Origin of the sequence: uncultured Algibacter sp. (assembly GCF_947487605.1) — a bacterium.
In the GTDB taxonomy this organism is placed as follows: Bacteria; Bacteroidota; Bacteroidia; order Flavobacteriales; family Flavobacteriaceae; genus Algibacter_D.
The window spans coordinates 156,314-177,108 of sequence record NZ_CANKXK010000001.1; the positions used below are offsets into that span (position 1 = coordinate 156,314).

At 32.6% G+C, this 20,795-nt stretch carries 10 protein-coding genes; 8 read left to right on the top strand and 2 right to left on the bottom strand.

The window, feature by feature from the left end:
• Positions 1 to 74 precede the first annotated feature (74 nt).
• Positions 75 to 584 (top strand): hypothetical protein, encoded by a 510-nt coding sequence (locus Q0739_RS00770; protein WP_298236786.1) that lies wholly within the window; start codon positions 75 to 77, stop codon positions 582 to 584.
• Here the strand turns inward: Q0739_RS00770 and Q0739_RS00775 are convergent.
• Complete coding sequence (locus Q0739_RS00775) at positions 581 to 1,639, bottom strand: hypothetical protein (RefSeq protein ID WP_298236787.1); 1,059 nt, start codon at positions 1,637 to 1,639, stop codon at positions 581 to 583. The genes Q0739_RS00770 and Q0739_RS00775 overlap by 4 nt on opposite strands.
• A gap of 111 nt (positions 1,640 to 1,750) precedes the next feature.
• Between Q0739_RS00775 and Q0739_RS00780 the strand changes: the two genes are divergently transcribed.
• Genes Q0739_RS00780 through Q0739_RS00790 form a run of 3 tightly spaced genes read left to right on the top strand, consistent with a single transcriptional unit; the run spans position 1,751 to position 6,241 of the window.
• Entirely contained in the window at positions 1,751 to 2,647 is an 897-nt protein-coding gene (locus tag Q0739_RS00780) for an ATP-binding cassette domain-containing protein (RefSeq protein ID WP_298236788.1), read from the top strand.
• A 20-nt stretch (positions 2,648 to 2,667) separates the two neighbouring features.
• Positions 2,668 to 3,492: an ABC transporter permease subunit gene (locus Q0739_RS00785; protein WP_298236789.1), complete on the top strand. Its 825-nt coding sequence runs from the start codon at positions 2,668 to 2,670 to the stop codon at positions 3,490 to 3,492.
• 28 nt (positions 3,493 to 3,520) lie between these two features.
• A complete protein-coding gene (locus tag Q0739_RS00790; RefSeq protein ID WP_298236790.1) occupies positions 3,521 to 6,241 on the top strand; it encodes a T9SS type B sorting domain-containing protein in 2,721 nt (906 codons plus the stop codon).
• A gap of 27 nt (positions 6,242 to 6,268) precedes the next feature.
• On the opposite strand, the gene Q0739_RS00795 is transcribed toward Q0739_RS00790, so the two are convergent.
• Complete coding sequence (locus tag Q0739_RS00795) at positions 6,269 to 7,669, bottom strand: serine hydrolase (RefSeq protein WP_298236791.1); 1,401 nt, start codon at positions 7,667 to 7,669, stop codon at positions 6,269 to 6,271.
• Between the two features lie 238 nt (positions 7,670 to 7,907).
• Here Q0739_RS00795 and Q0739_RS00800 point away from each other — a divergent pair, with 238 nt between their 5' ends.
• From Q0739_RS00800 to Q0739_RS00815, 4 genes are all read left to right on the top strand, one after another.
• Positions 7,908 to 8,036, top strand: a complete 129-nt coding sequence (locus tag Q0739_RS00800; RefSeq protein ID WP_298236792.1) for a T9SS type B sorting domain-containing protein — start codon at positions 7,908 to 7,910, stop codon at positions 8,034 to 8,036.
• Positions 8,037 to 8,165: 129 nt separating this feature from the next.
• Positions 8,166 to 13,073, top strand: coding sequence for a T9SS type B sorting domain-containing protein (locus Q0739_RS00805; RefSeq protein WP_298236793.1), 4,908 nt, complete (start codon positions 8,166 to 8,168; stop codon positions 13,071 to 13,073).
• A gap of 279 nt (positions 13,074 to 13,352) precedes the next feature.
• Positions 13,353 to 18,374 (top strand): T9SS type B sorting domain-containing protein, encoded by a 5,022-nt coding sequence (locus Q0739_RS00810; protein WP_298236794.1) that lies wholly within the window; start codon positions 13,353 to 13,355, stop codon positions 18,372 to 18,374.
• Between the two features lie 58 nt (positions 18,375 to 18,432).
• Positions 18,433 to 20,772, top strand: a complete 2,340-nt coding sequence (locus Q0739_RS00815) for a choice-of-anchor L domain-containing protein (RefSeq protein WP_298236795.1) — start codon at positions 18,433 to 18,435, stop codon at positions 20,770 to 20,772.
• Positions 20,773 to 20,795 lie beyond the last annotated feature (23 nt).

The following is a 20,795-nucleotide window of genomic DNA, read 5'->3' on the forward strand; positions in this document are numbered from 1 at the left end:
CGAAGTTTAGACTCGTGGAATTCCTTCAGAATAATTTAAAAAAAGCATACATTTGCATCATATTTATTTAATTAATGATTTACAGATTTAGAGTTATACTTGATAATGATACAGAAGAAGATATCTTTCGCGATCTAGAAATTCGTGAAGACGATACTTTGGAGGATTTACACAATATTATTACACAATCTTTTGGGTTTGATGGCACTGAAATGGCATCTTTTTATATTAGTGATGACCAATGGAATCAAGGTGAAGAAATTTCATTGTTTGATTTAAGTGAAGATGGCTCTGCTCGATTAATGAATGAGACAGCTATAAATGATGTGGCACATGAGGTACAACCTAAACTTATTTATGTTTACGATTTTTTAAGTATGTGGACTTTTTATGTGGAATTAGCAGAAATAGTTGATGAAGCTGAAGGTTTCGATTATCCAAACCTCATGTTTGTTCAAGGTCAGGTTCCAGAAACAGCACCAAAAAAAATATTTGAGACTGATGATGACGATTTTGATGAATTTGAAGATGGCATAGACGTAGATGATTACGACAGTTTAGATTTTGATGAAAACTGGAACTAAAGTATTTTAGGATTTACGTTTTCATAGTTTCGAGTTAAAAATTCCAAAGAACTTTTTAATATTTTACCCATATTATTAGCACGTTTAAACTTAACGTCTTGTGTGTATTCGAAAATTTTCATTTTTAATAATTCAACATATTCCTTTTTCGAAATTGTATCGTTAATCATGCATTTTAAAAGTAAGTCTACTCTGTCATGAAAACTCTTTAATCTTTTTACAAGAATAGATCGTTCTTCAATTTTATATTGATTAATCGAAAATTTTTGAAAAGTATCAGACACCAATTCCACCATTTCGAGGTTCTCTTTAAAAAACTGAGGTCTATATATATTAAATTTACCTTCATAAGATTGCTGATCAAAATCTATAGCACGAATTTTATAAACTACGTGATCAAAATCATGTGTTGGTACAATAACATAGTTGTACGAACGCATATCTCCTAAAAGCCTAATCATACAACGTTCATTAAACTTTACAAACTCCTTAGCTATTTGAGATTTTTCAGATTTAGAGCAATTTGGTAACATGTTTTTTATAAAAACATCACCAGGTATTCCTGCAATATGCTCTTCAATTAAAGTGTTTTTATAAACTAGAAAATTTAGATTATATGGCGATAACATGTGTTCTAATTCCAAACCATAAATACGTGATGCATCGGCAGTCTTAATATAGAAATATGTGTAATTATCATTTAAAATATTTCTAATTTTAATTCTAAAGGGCTTAGAGTTTCCAAATGTGCAAAAATCAATTGCATCAACGTTTAAAAAAGGGATTGTGCTTTCATTTCCATCAGAATGTAAAATAGTATATACTTTTTTTAAGCTTAAATCAATTTCTTCGCGCTCATAATCATTATAATAAACCCGAATCCAAAGCGTATCGTTATCTTCTTTATCATAAACAACTACAGATCCTTGAAAGCGCAGCAAATCATCATAAAAAATAGGTATTTTTATGTTTCTATTATATTCAAATAGATAATCATGTAGCATTTTCGTAACAGGAAACGAAGGCTTTTTTTTAGATATTTTTAAATCTTGCATAGTATAAAGTTAATGCTTTTATTGAAATGAATGTAACAAACTTAGTCTACTTTCGTCTTACGTTTATAACTAACCCATGCTAAATTAATTTGGCATAAAACATTATTACACTTGGAACCAATTCTAACAATTAATAATCTTACAAAAAAATTTGGCTACCTCACTGCTGTTAAAGATTTGACATTTACTATTAATAAAGGTAATGTTTATGGCATTTTAGGCCCTAACGGAAGTGGTAAATCTACAACACTTGGAATCGTTTTAAACGTAGTCAATAAAACTGAAGGCAATTTTCTTTGGTTTGATGGAAACACCTCAACACACGACGCCTTAAAAAAAGTAGGTGCTATTATTGAGCGTCCAAACTTTTATCCATATATGACAGCTAGTCAAAACCTTAAATTAGTTTGCAAAATAAAAGGTGTTCATTACGATAAAATAGATGAGAAGCTCGAAATTGTTGGATTGCTAGACCGAAAGGATAGTAAATTTAAAACCTATTCTCTAGGTATGAAACAACGCTTAGCAATCGCTTCTGCACTGTTAAACGATCCTGAGATTTTAATTCTTGATGAACCAACAAATGGGTTAGACCCGCAAGGTATCCACCAAATAAGAGAAATAATTAAACAAATCGCTACAAAAGGCACTACTATACTGTTGGCATCTCACTTATTAGATGAAGTAGAAAAAGTATGCTCTCATGTCGTTGTGCTACGCAAAGGCGAAAAACTTTATTCTGGCCGTGTGGATGAAATGATTTCTAGTCATGGTTTTTTTGAACTAAAAACAAATAAAAAAGAGGCATTAATGTCCTTTTTAGAAAACAATACCGCTTTTGGAAAAGTAAAAGTTGAAAATGGCTTAATAACCGCTTTCTTAAATGAACCTATGAGTTCTGAAAATTTTAATAAACAACTTTTTGATAAGGGCATTATTTTAACACATTTAGTACAGCGAAAAGAAAGTTTAGAAGAACAGTTCTTACAATTAACAGACAACAACTAATACAACCAAAACACCAACCAATGTTCAGACTTTTAAATTTAGAATTACAAAAATTACTTCTTAATAAAACAAGTAAAATATTGATTTTTGTGTCATTTGTTTTACCTTTTTTTGTAATACTATTATCATCATTACGAATAAATGTATTTGGTTTTTTTACCTTAGAATTAGGAGAATTAGGCGTTTTTAATTTCCCCATTATTTGGCATTTAACTACTTTTTTTGCTTCTCAATTCAAATTCTTTTTTGCAATTGTTGTTGTAAGCATGATTGGTAATGAGTACAGTAATAAAACCATAAAGCAAAATTTAATTGATGGCTTAAGTAAAAAGGAGTTTATCCTTTCTAAATTTTACACCATTGTATTCTTTTCACTGGTATCAACAATACTCATTGGCTTAATATCCTTATGTATCGGACTTTATTATTCAAGTTATAATGAATTTGGCATCATCATACAAGAAAGTGTATTTCTGCTAGGGTATTTCATAAAACTAATAGGATTTTTTAGTTTATGCTTATTTTTTGGCATATTAGTAAAACGATCAGCATTTGCATTAGCATTTCTTTTTATACTATTCATATTAGAGTGGATCATTTTTGGCTTAATGGCTTGGAAACTGGATACTAATTTATCGGAAAAAATTCAAAATTTCTTTCCTTTAAAGTCTATGTATAAATTAATAGATCAACCCTTTCAACGAGTAGCTATGACTAAGTTTCCAGATAAAGGCGAATTAGTTTATGACTACGCCGTACATTGGTATGAAATTGCAATCGTATTAGTATGGACTGTACTATTTGTCTTTTTATCGTATAGATTATTAAAAAAGCGAGATTTGTGATACATTTGCTAGCTTTTGCTAGTGAAAAATGAAAAAAACTGCCATTTCAATAATTTTGTTGCTGTTTTGCGCCTATGGGTTTGCACAAGCAGAGGCTTCCAATTGGTATTTTGGTGAGAATTCTGGGCTTAATTTTAATTTGAATACAAATTCTGTAAATAATCTATTTGATGGACAACTAAATACACGCGAAGGTTGTGCATCAATTTCAGATGCAAATGGAATTTTATTATTTTATACTGATGGCATTACAGTATGGAATAAGAACCATACTGTAATGGTTAACGGCACTGAACTTTATGGAGACTCTTCAAGTACACAATCTGCAATAATAGTTCCAAAACCAAAAGATCCAAATATCTATTTTATTTTTACAGTTGACAATTTTTTAGATGACCAAAACTTTGGGCTAAACTATTCTATAGTAAACATAACATTAGACAATGGATTAGGTAAAGTTGTAAGTAAGAACCATAATTTGCTACGAGAGTGTTCAGAAAAAATAACTGCTGTTTTAAAAGATTGTATTTCTGATGCCATATGGGTAGTCACTTTTGCTTCTTCTGACGGTTCTTCTAACCCCTACAATACGTTTCATGCGTTTGAAGTTAGTGATTTGGGTGTTAACTCTTTGTCAGTAAAGTCTACGTTTAACATTGATATTAACGATGCTAGGGGTTATTTAAAACTATCTCCAGATGGCACAAAAGTTGCCTGTGCAAATGCAAGTGATGGTCTTTACTTGTACGATTTCGATTCAAGCTCTGGAATAGTATCAAACCAAACTCCTGTTAGAATAAGAGGACGTGCTAATAACCCATATGGGGTTGAATTTTCACCAAATAGCAAAGTTCTTTATGTACACTCATCAAATGATTTTTTTAATAATAGTGGATTTACCAATCCTGAAGATCATAGATCTACTTTAACTCAATTTGATCTTACATCAGATGACCTAGTTAATTCAACCGTCACATTAGATGATAGACAGCTTTATCGCGGTGGTCTTCAACTAGGACCCAATGGAAAAATATATCGAGCATTAAGTGCCACTTATTTTATTGGATTACCATCGTTAGGTGTTATACATAAACCTAATACTATAGGGGTTGCGTGTGATTATGAGCATAATGGCATCGGGCTTGATGGTTTTTCTTCTCAAGGACTCCCGCCTTTTATCACCTCCTTTTTTAACACTGAAATTGATATTATAAAAAATGGTTTGAGCACAATCAATCTAGAACTTTGTGATGGAAAATCATATAATTTAGAGGCTGAAGAAATTGTAGGAGCTTCTTATTCATGGACAAGAGACAATATTCCATTAACAGAAGATAGTTTTGAACTTGAAGTCATAGATGAAGGTCATTATGAAGTTTACATTAACCCAAACAATGGAGACTGCGCATTGGAAGGACAAGCGTTTGTGACATACAATCCAAATCCTACAGCTTATGATGCTACCCTCATTCAATGTGATGATGATGAAACTAAAAATGGTCTCACTTTATTTAACCTTAATGAAGCCAATGATATATTAACTGGAGGTATTACTGAGTTATCTACAAGGTTTTATACAGATCCAGCTAGAATGAATCAAATAGTTAATCCAGATTCTTTTTCTAATACTGTTAACCTACAAACTGTTTATGTAGAAGTAGTGAATGACAATACTGATTGCTTTAGCAACTCTGAATTAATACTTGATATAAGTATTACTGATACTAATGATGTTGCTTTACCTGCTGTATGTGATGATGATGGTAATGAAGACGGTTTTCATATATTTAACTTAAGTGATGCTGATGATGAAATAGTGAATGATCTTCCTAGTGGTTTAATAATTACTTATTTTGAAACTTACAAAGATGCTTTGCAAGAACAAAATCCATTAGACCGATCATTTACAAATACGATCCCCTTTTCTCAAACTATTTTTGCTCGAGTTGAAAACTTAAATAGTTGCTATGGTATTAGCGAAGTTCTACTAACTGTTAACAAACTTCCAGATTTGGCAACTCAAGAATTAGCCTATTATTGCCTGAATATATTTCCAGAAGCCATTCCCTTGAATGCTGCCATCTTAGATGGTTCTCCCATTTCAGATTATGAATATGAATGGTCCACAGGTGAAACTACTTATGCCATTGACGTAAATGAGACAGGTACATATTCAGTTATTGTTACTAACAAAACAACAGGCTGTTCTAAAGTAAGAACAGTTAATGTTGAAGCTTCTAATATTACAACTTTCAACCAGCCTAAACCATATGAGGTTGGTGATGTTTCTCAAAATAACACAGTAACAGTTTTTGTTTCAGGTGAAGGGATTTATGAGTACGCTTTATATAATGAGAATAATACTAGGATTTACAGAGGTTTCCAAGAGAGTAATACATTTAACAATGTATTTCCTGGAATCTATACTATTAATGTAAAGGACATAAAAAATGACTGTGGGACTGTTAATATACCAGTTTCAGTTATTGGTTTCCCGAAATTTTTTACACCAAATAACGATAATGCTCATGATACTTGGCAAGTCTATGGAATCTCAAATATGTTTCAATCGAATTCCAAAATTTTAATATACAATCGCTATGGAAAATTAATAAAACAATTGGATCCTTTAGATGAAGGTTGGGATGGCACATTTAATGGTGAATTGATGCCCAGTGATGATTATTGGTTTGCAGTAACATTACAAGACGGGCGCGTTTTTAAGAATCACTTTACGCTAAAGCGTTGATATAAAAAATAGTATTCTAGTATTCTATTATTCAAATGCGGGTAGAATATAATTCTCCATTATCTCATATGGAACAGACATATTAGAATTAAAATTACCTCCTGTAAAAACAGCTACTAAACCTAATTCTTTAATTACAAAAATATATTGTCCACCAAAACCAGCTGCATAAAAACAATTGTATGTATTAGTTCCAGTATTAAAGTTTCTTATCCACCACTGATACCCGTAGGCACTATTTGAAGATACATTAAACTGCACTTTGGTAGACTCATCAACCCAAGTTTTTGAAATTACCTGAGTATCTTTCCACTTTCCATCGTTTAAATATATTTGTCCCAATTTTAACATATTCCTAGGCGTATTTCTAAAACCTAAAGGTTCACCAGTTCCTGGTAACTCATTACTTCCTATTAAATCTGAATAATTGTTTTTGGCAAAAACTTCAAAGTCAGTATTTATCGAATTCATTATTATTCTATTCAAAACAAAAGAGGTTCCCGTATTATACTCAAAAACAGTTCCAGGAATATTTCTTAACGGTTTAGATAAAACATAAGAGTGAGCTGTTGAAAATGGGGTTCCATAAAACCCTGATAAGTCACTACCCTCATCCCATTGTAAACCTGATGACATGTTCAAAAAATGTTTTAATAAAATAGCTTCCTTACCATCTTCTTTTAAATAATCTAATTCTGGAAAAAAACTACTAATATGCTCTTGTTCGCTCTCAATAAAACCTTTATCTATAGCAATTCCAAGCATGGCTCCTCTAAAAGACTTATTAACCGATTGTAACTCATGGGGTGTATTTCTATTATACTCAATAAAATCACCAAAAGAGTTTGTGCCAGAAAAATACTCTTCTAAAACCAAACTGTTATTAACCGATAAAACTATTGAATGTATTTTTCTATAATTACCTTTCCTTATTTCGTCTATACCATCATAAACTTTTTCTTCATTCAATACTATATCTCCTATATTAGAAGGTTCCCATCCATCACTAGTAATTACAGGAATTGTATAATTATATTTTGCAATTGCGTTAACTAAAACTGAAGACGATCTATTAAAACTAGGAAATACTTCCAATTTATTATTAAAGTCTGTACCAAGCTTCCATGAAATAGTTGCAAGACCATCTTCATCTGTAATTATTGAAACATTATTTATTTCTCCGTCTCCTGAAATGATTTCTACGCCTAATATAACACCCGAAGCAATAGCTCCAAAATCATCTACAACTTTAATTACAACATTCTCTAATAATGTAGTATTTTGAAGACCTATTTGATTATTACCAGAAATTAATTCTAAATTGTAACTAAATGACTCCTCAAATTCAATGTCCTTATTGCATCCATAAAAAAACATTAATGATAGACATAATCCTAATTTAAAGCAAAAATGCATATTCTTCAACATAAGTGTATATTTTCATTTATCTAGAACCATTTGTGATTCTTTTTAAAATTACATAATAATTAATTATGAACAAAATTTCGGATACATTTAGATAGTCTAATCTAATATCACATTAATTTGATGATTTTTGCTTCAAATTCAAAAATACTATAAGTCAACTATACTCCAACCAAATTAACTCAATAATGTATATAGAAACTCCTCTAACCAAATTCGAACAATTTAGTACTTATTTAAATTGAATCCTTTAGGAGAAGGTTGGGATGGCACATTTAATGGTGAATTGATGCCTGCTGATGATTATTGGTTTGCAGTAACATTACAAGACGGTCGTGTTTTTAAGAATCATTTTACGCTTAAAAGATAAATTACAAACCTAAAAGCTATCAAAAAGTGCATTTTATCTGATTTTTTTTGCATTTTATCCGAAAAAAAGTTATTTTTCGCTCTTAAAATAAACCAAATCATTTAGTTGTTTTTACCCAAACAAAACACAGTGAAAAAAAACCTACATGCTAGTTGCGCTTTAGTTCTGCTATTTTTTGGCTTTAACTTAATGTTTTCCCAACAAATTACAGTAGATAATAGTATTCCCCTACAGCAACTTATAGAAAACAATTTGGCTGATGGCTGCGTAGAAATTTCCAATGTAAATTCAACTATTAACGGAAGTACAGATGGGTTTACTAGCTATGGCGCATTCCAAAGAGGTAGTTCTAATTTCCCTTTAAATAATGGTATTGTCCTTTCTACTGGAAATGCGACCTCTGCTGGAAATACAGTAAACAACACACCTTTAAGTGAAGGTACTCTAGGCTGGGGAACAGACCCTGATATTGAAACTTATTTAGGCGTTGGCAATACAGTTAACGCAACATCCATTGAATTCGATTTTATTTCAATCTCAGATATGATACAGTTTAATTACATATTAGCTTCCGAAGAGTACTTTGGAAATTACCCATGTAATTCATCAGACGGATTTGTTTTTTTAATAAGAGAAGCTACTAGTACTGGTCCATATCAAAATATAGCTGTTGTTCCTGGTAGTGGAGACACCGTAACGGTAAACAATATACACGACGAAATTTTAAGCCCAACTGGAACTGTTCTTTGTTCTGCTATGAATGACTCATACTATGATGGTTCATTCAATGACACAAATTATGTTGGTAGAACAGCTATTCTTACTGCAGGCTTTAATGTTTTACCCAATGTGCAATACCATGTAAAATTAATTGTTGCAGACCAGAATGCCAATGCACAAGACCCTTCAATTGATACGGCTGTTTTTATTGAAGCCAATACATTTAACGAATTAGAGTTAGGAGATGATATAAGTACCTGTTCTGGTAGTGTTACTCTAAATGGAGAAATACAAAATCCGCTAGCAACTTATGCTTGGTTTCGAGATAACAGTCCTATTAGTGGAGAAAATAACCCTACACTTACAACCACTATTAGTGGACTTTACAGAGTTGAAATAAGCATCAATGGATTTTCCTGTACCGTTCAAGATGAAGTGAATGTAACCATAGATACCGAGTTATCTACAGATCCTATTACGCCTTATCAATTATGTGATTCTGATGGAAATAATCAAGAATTTTTTGATCTTACAACAAAAGATACCGACGTTGAAAATGCGATACAAAACCTCCCTCCTTTTTACACCATTCGTTATTATTTAACAGATGCCGATGCTAGAACTAACCCAAATAATAATATTACCTCTATTACTAGTGGATCAAGAACTATTTTTGTTCGCGTTGAAGATACCTCCCTTGGATGTCTAATTTTTGGAACCATAGACTTAGAAGTTAATCCACTTCCAACTATTATACAACCTTCAGACATCAATGAATGTGATAATGATAATTTACCAAATTCAAGTACACAAATAGATTTAAGCCAAAGAAATAATGAAGTTACTGGAGGTAACCCTAACCTTTCAGTTACTTATCACTTCACACCATTAGAAGCTCAATCTGGTGCAAATCCAGTACCAATATCATACACAAATACAAATCCTTCAGAAACACTTTATATAAGAATAGTTAATACACTTACAGGTTGCGCAAATGCTAGTGGTGAGACATTAACAATAAACATTACCAACGGAAATACAGGTATTGTAAGAGATACACAATTTATAGATGCTTGTGATATGGATCATGATGGCTTTTTTAATGATTTTGATTTAACCAGTATATTAAACAATGTATTAAATGGCCAAACTGGGTTTTTACCACCAACCTATCATACAAGTCAAACTGATGCAGAAACTGGAAATAATCCAATCCCAAATCCAAATAGTTATGCCAATACCGATCAAGATGAGCAAACTATCTATTTAAGGTTAGAAGATGCCACAACTGGCTGTTATGCCATTGTACCTATTGAAGTTCATACTAATTTACTTTTAACAGCAACTAATATTCCTCAAACTGGTTTTGCGTTTTGTGACCAAGACAATGATGGTAGTGTTGATGTATACCTAAATACCATAGAAAATGCTATCGCCAATGGTCTACCAAATGTATCGGTAACGTTCTATAATAGTGAAAGCGACAGAGATTCTAACATATCACCAATTGATACTTCAAATCCGTATGTTATAACGATGGCAGAAACGGTGTATTTAAGACTTGAAAATGGATTATGTACAGAGTTATCTGAAGTTATATTGCGTATTAACCCAGTTGTTACATTTAACCCAGTTGCCCCTTTTGATTATTGTGATACTGACGATGACGGATTCACAACTGTTGATTTTGATACTTTCGATTCGACTATTACTGGTGGAAATACAGATTTTGGAGTGCGTTATTATACAGATCCTAATGATGCAGATACAGGTGTAGGTTCGTTACCACAATTTCATGATACTAGTTCCGGTATATTTTATGCAAGAATAGAAAATTCAATAACGGGCTGTTATACTGTAAATCAATTTGAAGTTAATGTTATACCTGCCCCTACTGTTTTGCAACCAAACGATATTCTAATATGTAATAATAGCACAAACACAACTGCAAATATAAGGCTTCAAGATAAGATTGATACTAATGAAATTGTTGCCGACCCAACAAATGTCAGCATTGAATTTTTCACAGATTTGACTCAAGCCGAAACCTTTGATATTGCTAATCCTCTTAATAATTTGGACAAGCAAAGTTTTGCAGCATCAACACAGTCTATATTTGTTCGGGTACAATCCACAGCATCTTCTGGGTGTTACAATATTGTGTCATTTAATGTAATTGTAAATACTATTCCTGTAATTCCTAATATCACTCCATTCCAAATATGTGTGGACCCAGGTACATCTGCCGCAGATTTTTATTTTCAAGATAAAGATGCCGAAATATTAAATGGGCAAACAGGCAAGGAAGTAAGGTATTTTAGAGATGCCCTTTTTACAGATGAAGTCGATAAAACAATAGCATATAACAGCACTGGGTCTGAGACCATTTATGTGCTTGTTGAAAATATAAGCGATGTAACTTGTAATAGTAATTCATCCTTTCTTCTAGAAATTGGAACCAATCCAAATTATAATACAAACTTTACTGCTTTCCCTTCTGCATGTCAAAATGATGCTGGAAATCGCGTTTTTGATTTAGAAGCAAAACGTCAAGAAATAGCTCAAGGAAGTACCGATATTTTAAATATAAATTTTTATTTATCGCTCAATGATGCTGAAGTTAATGCAAGTAATTTTTTACCACCAACATACATATCTCAAGAACTACAAGGGCAGTTTTATGCAAGAATAGAAAATGATGCTAACCAATGTTTTATAATTGAAGAGGTCACATTTATTACATTTCCAACTCCAGTTATTACTTCAGCAACAATTCAACCTATCTGCGATATTGACTACGATGGTATTGCAACAATCAACCTAAACAATGCCATTTATACTATTGAAAATGTAAGACCAGGCTTTGGAGATGTTACATTTACATTTTTTGAAGACGCAGCATTAACAATCCAAATTCCTTCAAACGATATTAGTAACTACACAGTAAACAATAGTGCTACCATTTATGTAAATGTTGAAAATGCTACAAATTGCTCAGATTCAACTCCGTTAGATTTACAAATAAATCTACCTCCTACATTCAACGTAGTTGGGAATGTTCCAGACTGCGAAAACCAAACCAATTCATACGATTTAAGTCAAGTAGACAATTTATTGGTAAATGATCCGAGTTTGGTTAGTATAAACTACTATACATCGCAAATAGATGCAGCTAATGGAGTTAATGCCATTCCGAATAAAATTTATAATTATTTAAACTCAGGAGCTTACACCATTCATGCTAGAATTGAAGACTTAGTAAATAGCTGTCCTGCGTTTACATCTTTTACGCTTCAAATTAACCCTAACCCCATTGCCAATGTCCCTCCAAATCTCTTTAATTGTGATAATGATTTTGATAGCACAAATAGGCTAGAGTTTGACTTAACCCTAATAAACAATACTCTTTTAGGGACTCAAAATGCTGCAGACTATTCAATTTACTACTATAACAGCAGTATAAACAACGCAGAAACCGATTCTGGTAGGTTAAATGATTTATATAGTGCTCTAAATGGTGAAACTATATACGTACGTATTGAGAATAATATAACAGGATGCTATAGTACAACACAATTTCAAACTACAATAAACCCTTTACCTGTAATTCCTATAAACGATATTGAAGCTATTTGCAGTAACGACATTCCTAGAGATTTAAATGCCGATACTGGTAATTTTGGAGATACCTATTTATGGTGGACAGGTGAAACCACCCCAAATATAGAAGTAGATCTTACAGATATTGGAACCACACGTTGGGTAGAAGTTACTACTGGAGCTCCGCAAAGTTGTACTTATAGAAGAGAATTTGAAATTATAGAATCTATTGAAGCTACTATTGAAGCTACTGCAACCGCAGATTTTACTGACCCAAATACAATAACAGTTACAGTAAGTGGTATTGGAGATTATCAATATATATTAGACCCAGATCTAGGTGGTCAACCTCAAGATTCGAATGTGTTCAATAATGTTAGCCTTGGTCCACATATTGTGAGAATTATTGATTTAAATGGGTGTACACCCACAGACACAGACGTTTTTGTAATAGATATTCCAAAATTTGTAACACCTAACAATGATAGTCATTTTGATACATGGCATGTTGTTGGCATTGACAGATTACCTGGAACTTTAGTATATATATACAATCGGCATGGTAAATTAATAAAAATGCTACCGCATACTTCAATTGGTTGGGATGGCACTTTTAATGGGCAAAATATGCCATCAGATGATTATTGGTTTTCAGCCGACATTATTCATAATGGTGAATCCTTTAATATTCGTGGTCATTTCGCTTTAAAACGGTAACCTTCAACTATAAATTACTTTCAACTTTTTATCGTTTAAATTAAACCTTCGACTCTTTTCTCTGTCTAATTAAATTTAATGCTATATTTTTATTAGCCTTAATTAAATAACATCAACTAGACAATTAGACAAATGCTCAATAAATTCTACATAAGATTTTTAATATGTTTATTAGCAATTTTAATTGGACTAAAAGGTTTCTCCCAATTAAGCAAAAAACACTACATACCTCCATTAACAAGTGCGGAATCTAATAGTTCTATTCCTCTTGATCAATACATGTATTTATCAACTCCCAATAATGCTAATGTGCCTTATACTATAATTCCAGTAGGACAGCCTTCAACAAGTTATATTACAGGTACAGTATCTAACAGTAATCCTGTTGAAATAAATCTAGATTCTGGATATGGCCAACTTTTTGTATCGCCCTCTCAAACAAGCGTTGTTAGAAACAATAGTGGCTACATTATAGAAGCAGAAGCTCCTATATATGTTTCTATTAGGATGAACGCTGGAAACAGTGGTAATCAAGCAGGTGCTGTTGTAAGCAAAGGAACTTCAGCGCTTGGGAACAATTTTAGAATAGGTACATTTACAAATGAAAATCCACAAAATAATTATTTAAGTTTCATCTCTGTAATGGCATCAGAAGATAATACTCAAGTTACTTTTGATGATTTACCAGCTGATTTGGTTGTAGAGGGTTACTTCGGCTCGTTTCCTTTTACAATTAATCTAAATGAAGGAGAAAGTTACACTATAGCCTGCAACAGCTCTATTCAAACTCCTGCAAATAGAGATGGTCTTATCGGAAGTTTAGTTACATCTGATAAAGGTATTGTTGTTAATTGTGGGTCGGCAAATGGAAGCTTTCATAATGGAAATGGAAGAGATTACGGTATCGACCAAATAGCTGGACTTTCTAAAACAGGGAGAGAATATATTTTTGTTAAAGGAGGTGGTGATAACGAATGGGAAAATGTTTTAATTGTTGCACATTCCGATAATACAACAATAAACATAAATGGTAATAGCGTAGTAGCCACAATTAATGCTGGAGACTATCATTTAATTGAAGGAGATCAATATAATGCATTAGGCAATATGTATGTAGAAACATCAGAAGATGTTTTTGCTTATCAAGGTTTAGGTTCAATATCAGAAGCACGACAAGGCATGTTTTTTGTACCACCTTTAAGTTGTGAAACTAGAGGAAACATTGACAACATTCCTATAATAGATTTTATTGGTAGTACTCCGTACACAGAAAATAGCGGAGTCTCAATTGTTACTAAAGTTGGAGCCATAGTTACAGTAAACTCCTCTGTAACTGGAGCAGTAAATATAGGTTCCCCAAGTATTGTTGATGGAAATACAGATTATGAAACCTATAGAATAACAGGGCTTAGAGGTAATATTTCAGTTCAAGGTAATGACGAGCTTTATGTTGCCTATTTCAATGTAAATGGCTTTGCCACATCTGGCGGGTTCTACTCTGGTTTTCCATCAAATCCAGAAATAAATTTTGATTTACAATTTGCTACACTAGGAAATTGTATTCCAAATGTAACATTAGAAGCTGCAAATGCTCAAAATTTTGATAGTTTTAAGTGGTTGTTCAATGATGGCTCTGGTTTTGTTGATTTAATGATTTCTTCCCCTTTAATCACGCCAAGTCAACCTGGAAAGTATAAACTAATAGGTATTATAAGTTGTACTGGAGAAGAATTAGAATCAAAAGAAATTCCCGTTAGTATTTGCCCAGACGATTATGACAATGATGGCATCATTGATAACCTAGATATAGACAACGACAATGATGGTATAACGAGCTGCAGGGAATCAAGAGGGGATGTAAATATAAACCTAACAAACCTAAATAATCCTATTTTGGAGTTTCAAGATACAACTACCAATTCAACAATAACAAGTGGAGCATATAATACAATGGGGAGCGCAGGAGGCTCAAATACTTTTGTAGGTGATAATTCAGGGAACTTTACTAGTACAGTAGAAGCAGCATCAAATGGTGAAGGTAGTTATACCATGACATTTATTGAGCCTGTTAATGTTAAACTTACTCAACACAACCCTGCATTCATAACCCCCTCGGTGGATGGTGAATATTTTATTGTTAGAATTACTCCATCTAACAAAAATATCACTTTGCTAGACCCGTCCAACACACTACTTGTAGATTCTAATTTTGATGGTATTTTTGAAACAGGTATAACTCAAATATCGGGTTCAGAAATTCATTTTAAAATTAATTCAGCAGCTACAGCTACAGGGACTACACAATATTCATTTTATGCAAATCAAGTAGATAGCTTTTCATTTGTACATAAACTTTCTAATCCTAATGAATCTTCAACTTTTAATGGAGAATTTTCATTAACCTGCTTCAAGAATGACAATGACAACGATGGGATAAAAGATGAATTAGATTTAGACAGTGATAATGATGGTATTCCAGATTATATTGAAAATGGAGGTGTATCATTTGCTTTAACAGGAATTGATGCAGACAACAATGGACTGGATGATGTTTATGATATTAACTTTATTCCAATTGATAGTGATAGCGATGGCATTTCAGATTTTTATGATTTAGATAGCGATAATGATGGAATTTACGATTCAATTGAAGCAGACCCTTTATTTACAAACTTGTCTGATACAGATGTGAATGGTATTGATGATGGACCAGATTTTGGAATGAATGGCTGGACTAACAGAGCAGAAACTTTCCCTGATTCAAATATTATAGACTTTACCATAGCCGACACAGATGGTGATAATATATTCAATTATATAGATTTAGATAGTGATGGTGATGGCTGTAGTGATGTCATCGAAGCTGGTTTTTCAGATGGTAATACAGATGATCGATTAGGTGATAGCCCTGTGGTTGTTGATACAAACGGCTTGGTTACAAACGCTTCTGATGGTTATACTTTACCTCATCCAGATTATCTTACACAAGCAAATATTACCATAACATCACAACCAACGGAGCTGACAGTTTGTGAAAATGAGAGTACAACTATTTCTATTGTATCTCCAGAAGCAGAATTATACCAATGGGAAGTAACAACCGATGGCATTAATTGGTCTCTTCTATCAAATGATGCTAATTATTCTGGTACAACAACCGCAGATTTAACACTTTCAAGTGTTTTAAGAGCCTTTGAAAATTTCCAATATCGTGTAAAACTGGATAGAACTGGAAATTCATGCGGCTTGTATTCCGAAGAAATAGATTTATTAATTTATAATTTACCAACGGTGAATACGCCAAGCACGTATTCACAATGTGACGACGATTCAAATGATGGGCAAGCTTTTTTTAATTTAACACTCGATTGGATAAAAGTGGAAATTAATTCAGATCATATAGCTGAAGGACTCACGTTTAGTTATTTTGAAAATCAAACAGAAGCAGAAATAAATGGTATTTCAATTTCAACACCAGAATCATATCAAGACAATCTAGGATTTGTCACTGAAACTATTTATGTACGCGTTGAAAACTCCAGTGGGTGCGCTCGAGTTGTTCCGTTGACTCTAGAGGTAAGCCCAAGTAGCACAGCCCTTGCTAGCTATACACCCAATTCAATTTATCGATGTGACGATGGTATAGATAATCGAGATGGCGTTGCAATGTTTAACATGACTGATATTAGTAATCATATAGAAAATGTGATATTTAACACCATTCCTATTACTGTACATTTTTACGAAAATGAAAGTGATGCCGAATTAGAAACCAATGAAATTCCTGATATTGCTAACCATCAAAATACCAGTTCACCTAATACCCAAAGTATATGGGTACGTGTGAAAAGCAGTTTAGGGAATGATTGTCTAGGCTTACAAGAATTTCCAAATCTGTTAATTACTGAATCTCTGCCAGTTGCAAATACAGTAACATTTGATAGACAATGCGACTACGACACAAGTGATTCCATATTATCTTATCCATTTGACACCTCTCAATTAGAAAGTAACATTTTAAACGGACAGAATCCAATGAATGTTTCTATCACCTATTTTGATAACACTGGTAATCCATTGTTATATTCAGATGGCACAACTGTTATAAGTCCAATTCTACCAGTATTTTTAACTAAAAACCAAACTATAACAGTAAGGGTCACTAACAATATAACAAATGATCCTGATGGCGCATGCTACGATGAAACAATGATAGATTTTATTGTAGATGAACAGCCTGTAATTGCCAACACCATACCTCCTCAAGCCTTTTGCGATGATGGGATGGATATAACAGACGAAAACGATGGTCTACATAACTTTGATTTATCTTTATTTGAAAGTATTATTAGAGGCTCACAAACCGATATGGATATCTATTTTACCTATGTTGATGAAAATGGAACTACAGTCACAGATGATGCATCAAATTTTCCTAATTCACTTATATCATCCAATCAAACCATTTCTATCGAGGTAATTAACCCTATAAATAGAAGTTGTGTAGCAACAACAACCATAGATTTAATTGTAAACCCGCTTCCCGAATTTTCTTTGGAAGAAGAGATTATTGTTTGTGGAAATCCATTCGTGTCAGGAAATATAATTCCAGTTCAAAAAACTCCATCTGAAACATTTATTTATGAATGGGTCTTTGAAGATGGAAGTATTGCTGGCAACGCACTTGTTTTACCCAGTAGTAATATTACACAACCAGGTGATTATACGTTAACACTAACAAATCCTATTACACTTTGTTCAAAATCGTTAGCGGTTAATGTAAAAGCAGCAGACCCTCCCACTATTACACTTAATGATTTAAAAATAAATGACTTATCAGAAAATAACTCAGTAACTATTCTAAACCCATCTAGTCTTGGTAATAGTAGCTATATGTTCTCTCTAGTATCAGATGATGGACGATTATATTTCCCTTATCAAGAAACCCTTGTTTTTAATAATATTAGAGCTGGATTTTATACACTCTTTGCTCAAGATATACAGAAGATATGTGATGAGGTATCATTACGAATTTCAGTTATAGGTCATAAAAAATTCTTCACTCCTAATGGAGATGGACAAAACGAATACTGGCAAATTCAAGGACTCAGTCAATTACAAAGTAGTAGCCAAATTCATATTTACGATCGGTATGGAAAATTAATCAAACAGCTTGATCCCTTTTCACAAGGGTGGGATGGCACTTATAATGGTGGTATAATGCCTACAGATGATTATTGGTTTCGTGTTCTTCTAGGTGACGGAAGAACATTCATGGGACATTTCACACTAAAGCGATAGTCATTAATTCATATTTTATTATAACTCTATTATCTTTACATGTCTCTTAATAGATTTGATGAAAAACACCTTTACTTTAATTTTTACTTTAATTTTTGCTTCATATTTATACAGCCAAAATATTGTTGTAGATAGTCAAACCTTTACACCCCAACAACTTATTGAAGACATATTAATTGACAGTAATTGCATAACAGACATTGTTGTTACTAATGCCGTTAGTGGGGATTTTGGTGGCTCAGAATTTAGTTATGGTTATTTCGAATCTAATGACTCATCTTTTCCTTTCCAAAGCGGTATCGTGTTAACTACTGGGAGACTGTCAAATGTACCTGGTCCTAATACTACTTTAAGTGATGATGATGCTCCTAACTGGAATGGCGATTCAGATTTGGAAACTTTACTTAACGAAAACAATACATTTAATGCTACTATAATTGAGTTTCAATTTAAAGCAATTGCAAATCGTGTTAGTTTTAAATATTTATTTGCTTCCGAAGAATATCAAGAAAATAATCCTAATACGTGTAGATTTTCAGATCTTTTCGGATTTCTTATCCGAAATATCAACGATACACAATACAATAACATAGCTTTGGTTCCAGATACACAAACAGAAGTTAAAGTTACCACTGTACACCCAGACATTCCTGGATCTGGTGGTTGCGAAGCTGTTAATGAAGCTTATTTTGGTAGTTTTAATAATAGTAATGTCCCTATTAATTTTAATGGGCAAACAGCTGTTCTTTCTGCAACTACAGATTTAACCCCAGGGGAAACCTATAAAGTCAAGTTAGTTATTGCAGATGAAGAAAATTTTAGGTTCGATTCGGCTGTATTTTTAGAAGCGGGTAGCTTCCAATTAAATACAGATTTAGGTCCAAATCGATTAATATTAACAGATAATGCGTTATGTGAAAATGAGATTTTAGAACTTGACGCAGAAGAATCTGGGAATAATGCTTACTCATGGTATAAAGATGGTATATTGGTTGATTTTCAACCTAGTAATTGTATAAATTGTGGAAAATACGACGTTTCAGAACCTGGTACTTATAATGTTGAAGTCGAACTTGAAAGGGGGTGCTTTTCATATGGAGAGATAACAATAGAATACGTACCAAAACCAATTGTTTTTAATGCAACTTTAACTGAATGCGATGATAATCAGGACGGACTCACAATTTATAATTTATATGATGCAGAAGTTCAAGTAACTAATGGTGATAGCACTCTATTTATTGAGAATTTCTTTAGGTCTAGTTTAGATGCTAAACAAGACATGAACGAAATAGATTCCCCTCTAATGTTTAAAAACACTAGCGCAACGCAAATTGTTTATGCCAAAGTGGTGGATCAATCACGATGTTTTTCAATTGCAGAAATAACTTTAGATACTTCTAATAATAGTGTTATTATACCGCCATTTGATACTTGTGATAACGATATAATTGATGGTTTTTTTGAATTTGATATAGCCTCCCTAAAAAATCATGTAATACCATTTGTACCATTAAACTCCATTATTAGCTTTTACAGATCCGAAACCGAAGCGTTAAATAAATTAGATGCATTGGAAGGATTATTTGAAAACATAATACCAAATTCTGATACTGTATATGTTAGAATTGATAATGCTATGGGGTGCTACGGCATTAGTCCCTTAATTATAAACGTGCTATTTACACCCACATTACTTCCAGATGAGATTACCTATTATTGTGAAGAAATATATCCGCAATTTATCTCGCTAGATGCTGGGATTATTAACGACGATCCAAATAATTATAATTATGAATGGTCATATAATAATATAAGTATTACGAATAGTAATACACCAATATTAGACATTAATGAACCAGGAAGTTATGAGGTAAAAGTAACTTATAATAATGGTTGTTCTTCCAATAGACTTATAGCAGTTGAAGCTTCAGGTAAAGCTTCTATAACACATCAATTATCAAACAATAATACGGTAACGGTTAACGCATCTGGCTTAGGAAATTATGAATACGCTTTAGATAACCAAGACTTCTCAAACAACAATGTCTTTACAAATGTTAAACCTGGTTTTCACACCATATTTGTTTCAGATATTAATGATTGTGAGATTTCAGAAAAAAAGATTTCCGTATTAGGTTTTCCAAGTTTTTTCACACCAAACAATGATAGGTTTAATGACACCTGGAAACCTTATGGTGTAAATGCTGAATTTTATAGCGATATTAAAATTAGCATTTTTGATCGTTATGGGAAGTTGCTAAAAGAGTTAAGTGCTACAGGAAATGGCTGGAACGGATTATTAAACGGAACACTTATGCCTTCAGACGATTACTGGTTTAAAGCTACTCTTGAAGACAATAGTACATTTATTGGTCATTTCACGCTCAAACGTTAACTTTTTATTCTCAAAATACCCAT

Coding starts and splice junctions, on each gene's coding strand:
- Q0739_RS00770 (WP_298236786.1), top strand. CDS start 75: ATGATTTACAGATTTAGAGTTATACTTGATAATGATACAGAAGAAGAT.
- Q0739_RS00775 (WP_298236787.1), bottom strand. CDS start 1,639: ATGCAAGATTTAAAAATATCTAAAAAAAAGCCTTCGTTTCCTGTTACG.
- Q0739_RS00785 (WP_298236789.1), top strand. CDS start 2,668: ATGTTCAGACTTTTAAATTTAGAATTACAAAAATTACTTCTTAATAAA.
- Q0739_RS00790 (WP_298236790.1), top strand. CDS start 3,521: ATGAAAAAAACTGCCATTTCAATAATTTTGTTGCTGTTTTGCGCCTAT.
- Q0739_RS00795 (WP_298236791.1), bottom strand. CDS start 7,669: ATGTTGAAGAATATGCATTTTTGCTTTAAATTAGGATTATGTCTATCA.
- Q0739_RS00810 (WP_298236794.1), top strand. CDS start 13,353: ATGTATTTATCAACTCCCAATAATGCTAATGTGCCTTATACTATAATT.
- Q0739_RS00815 (WP_298236795.1), top strand. CDS start 18,433: ATGAAAAACACCTTTACTTTAATTTTTACTTTAATTTTTGCTTCATAT.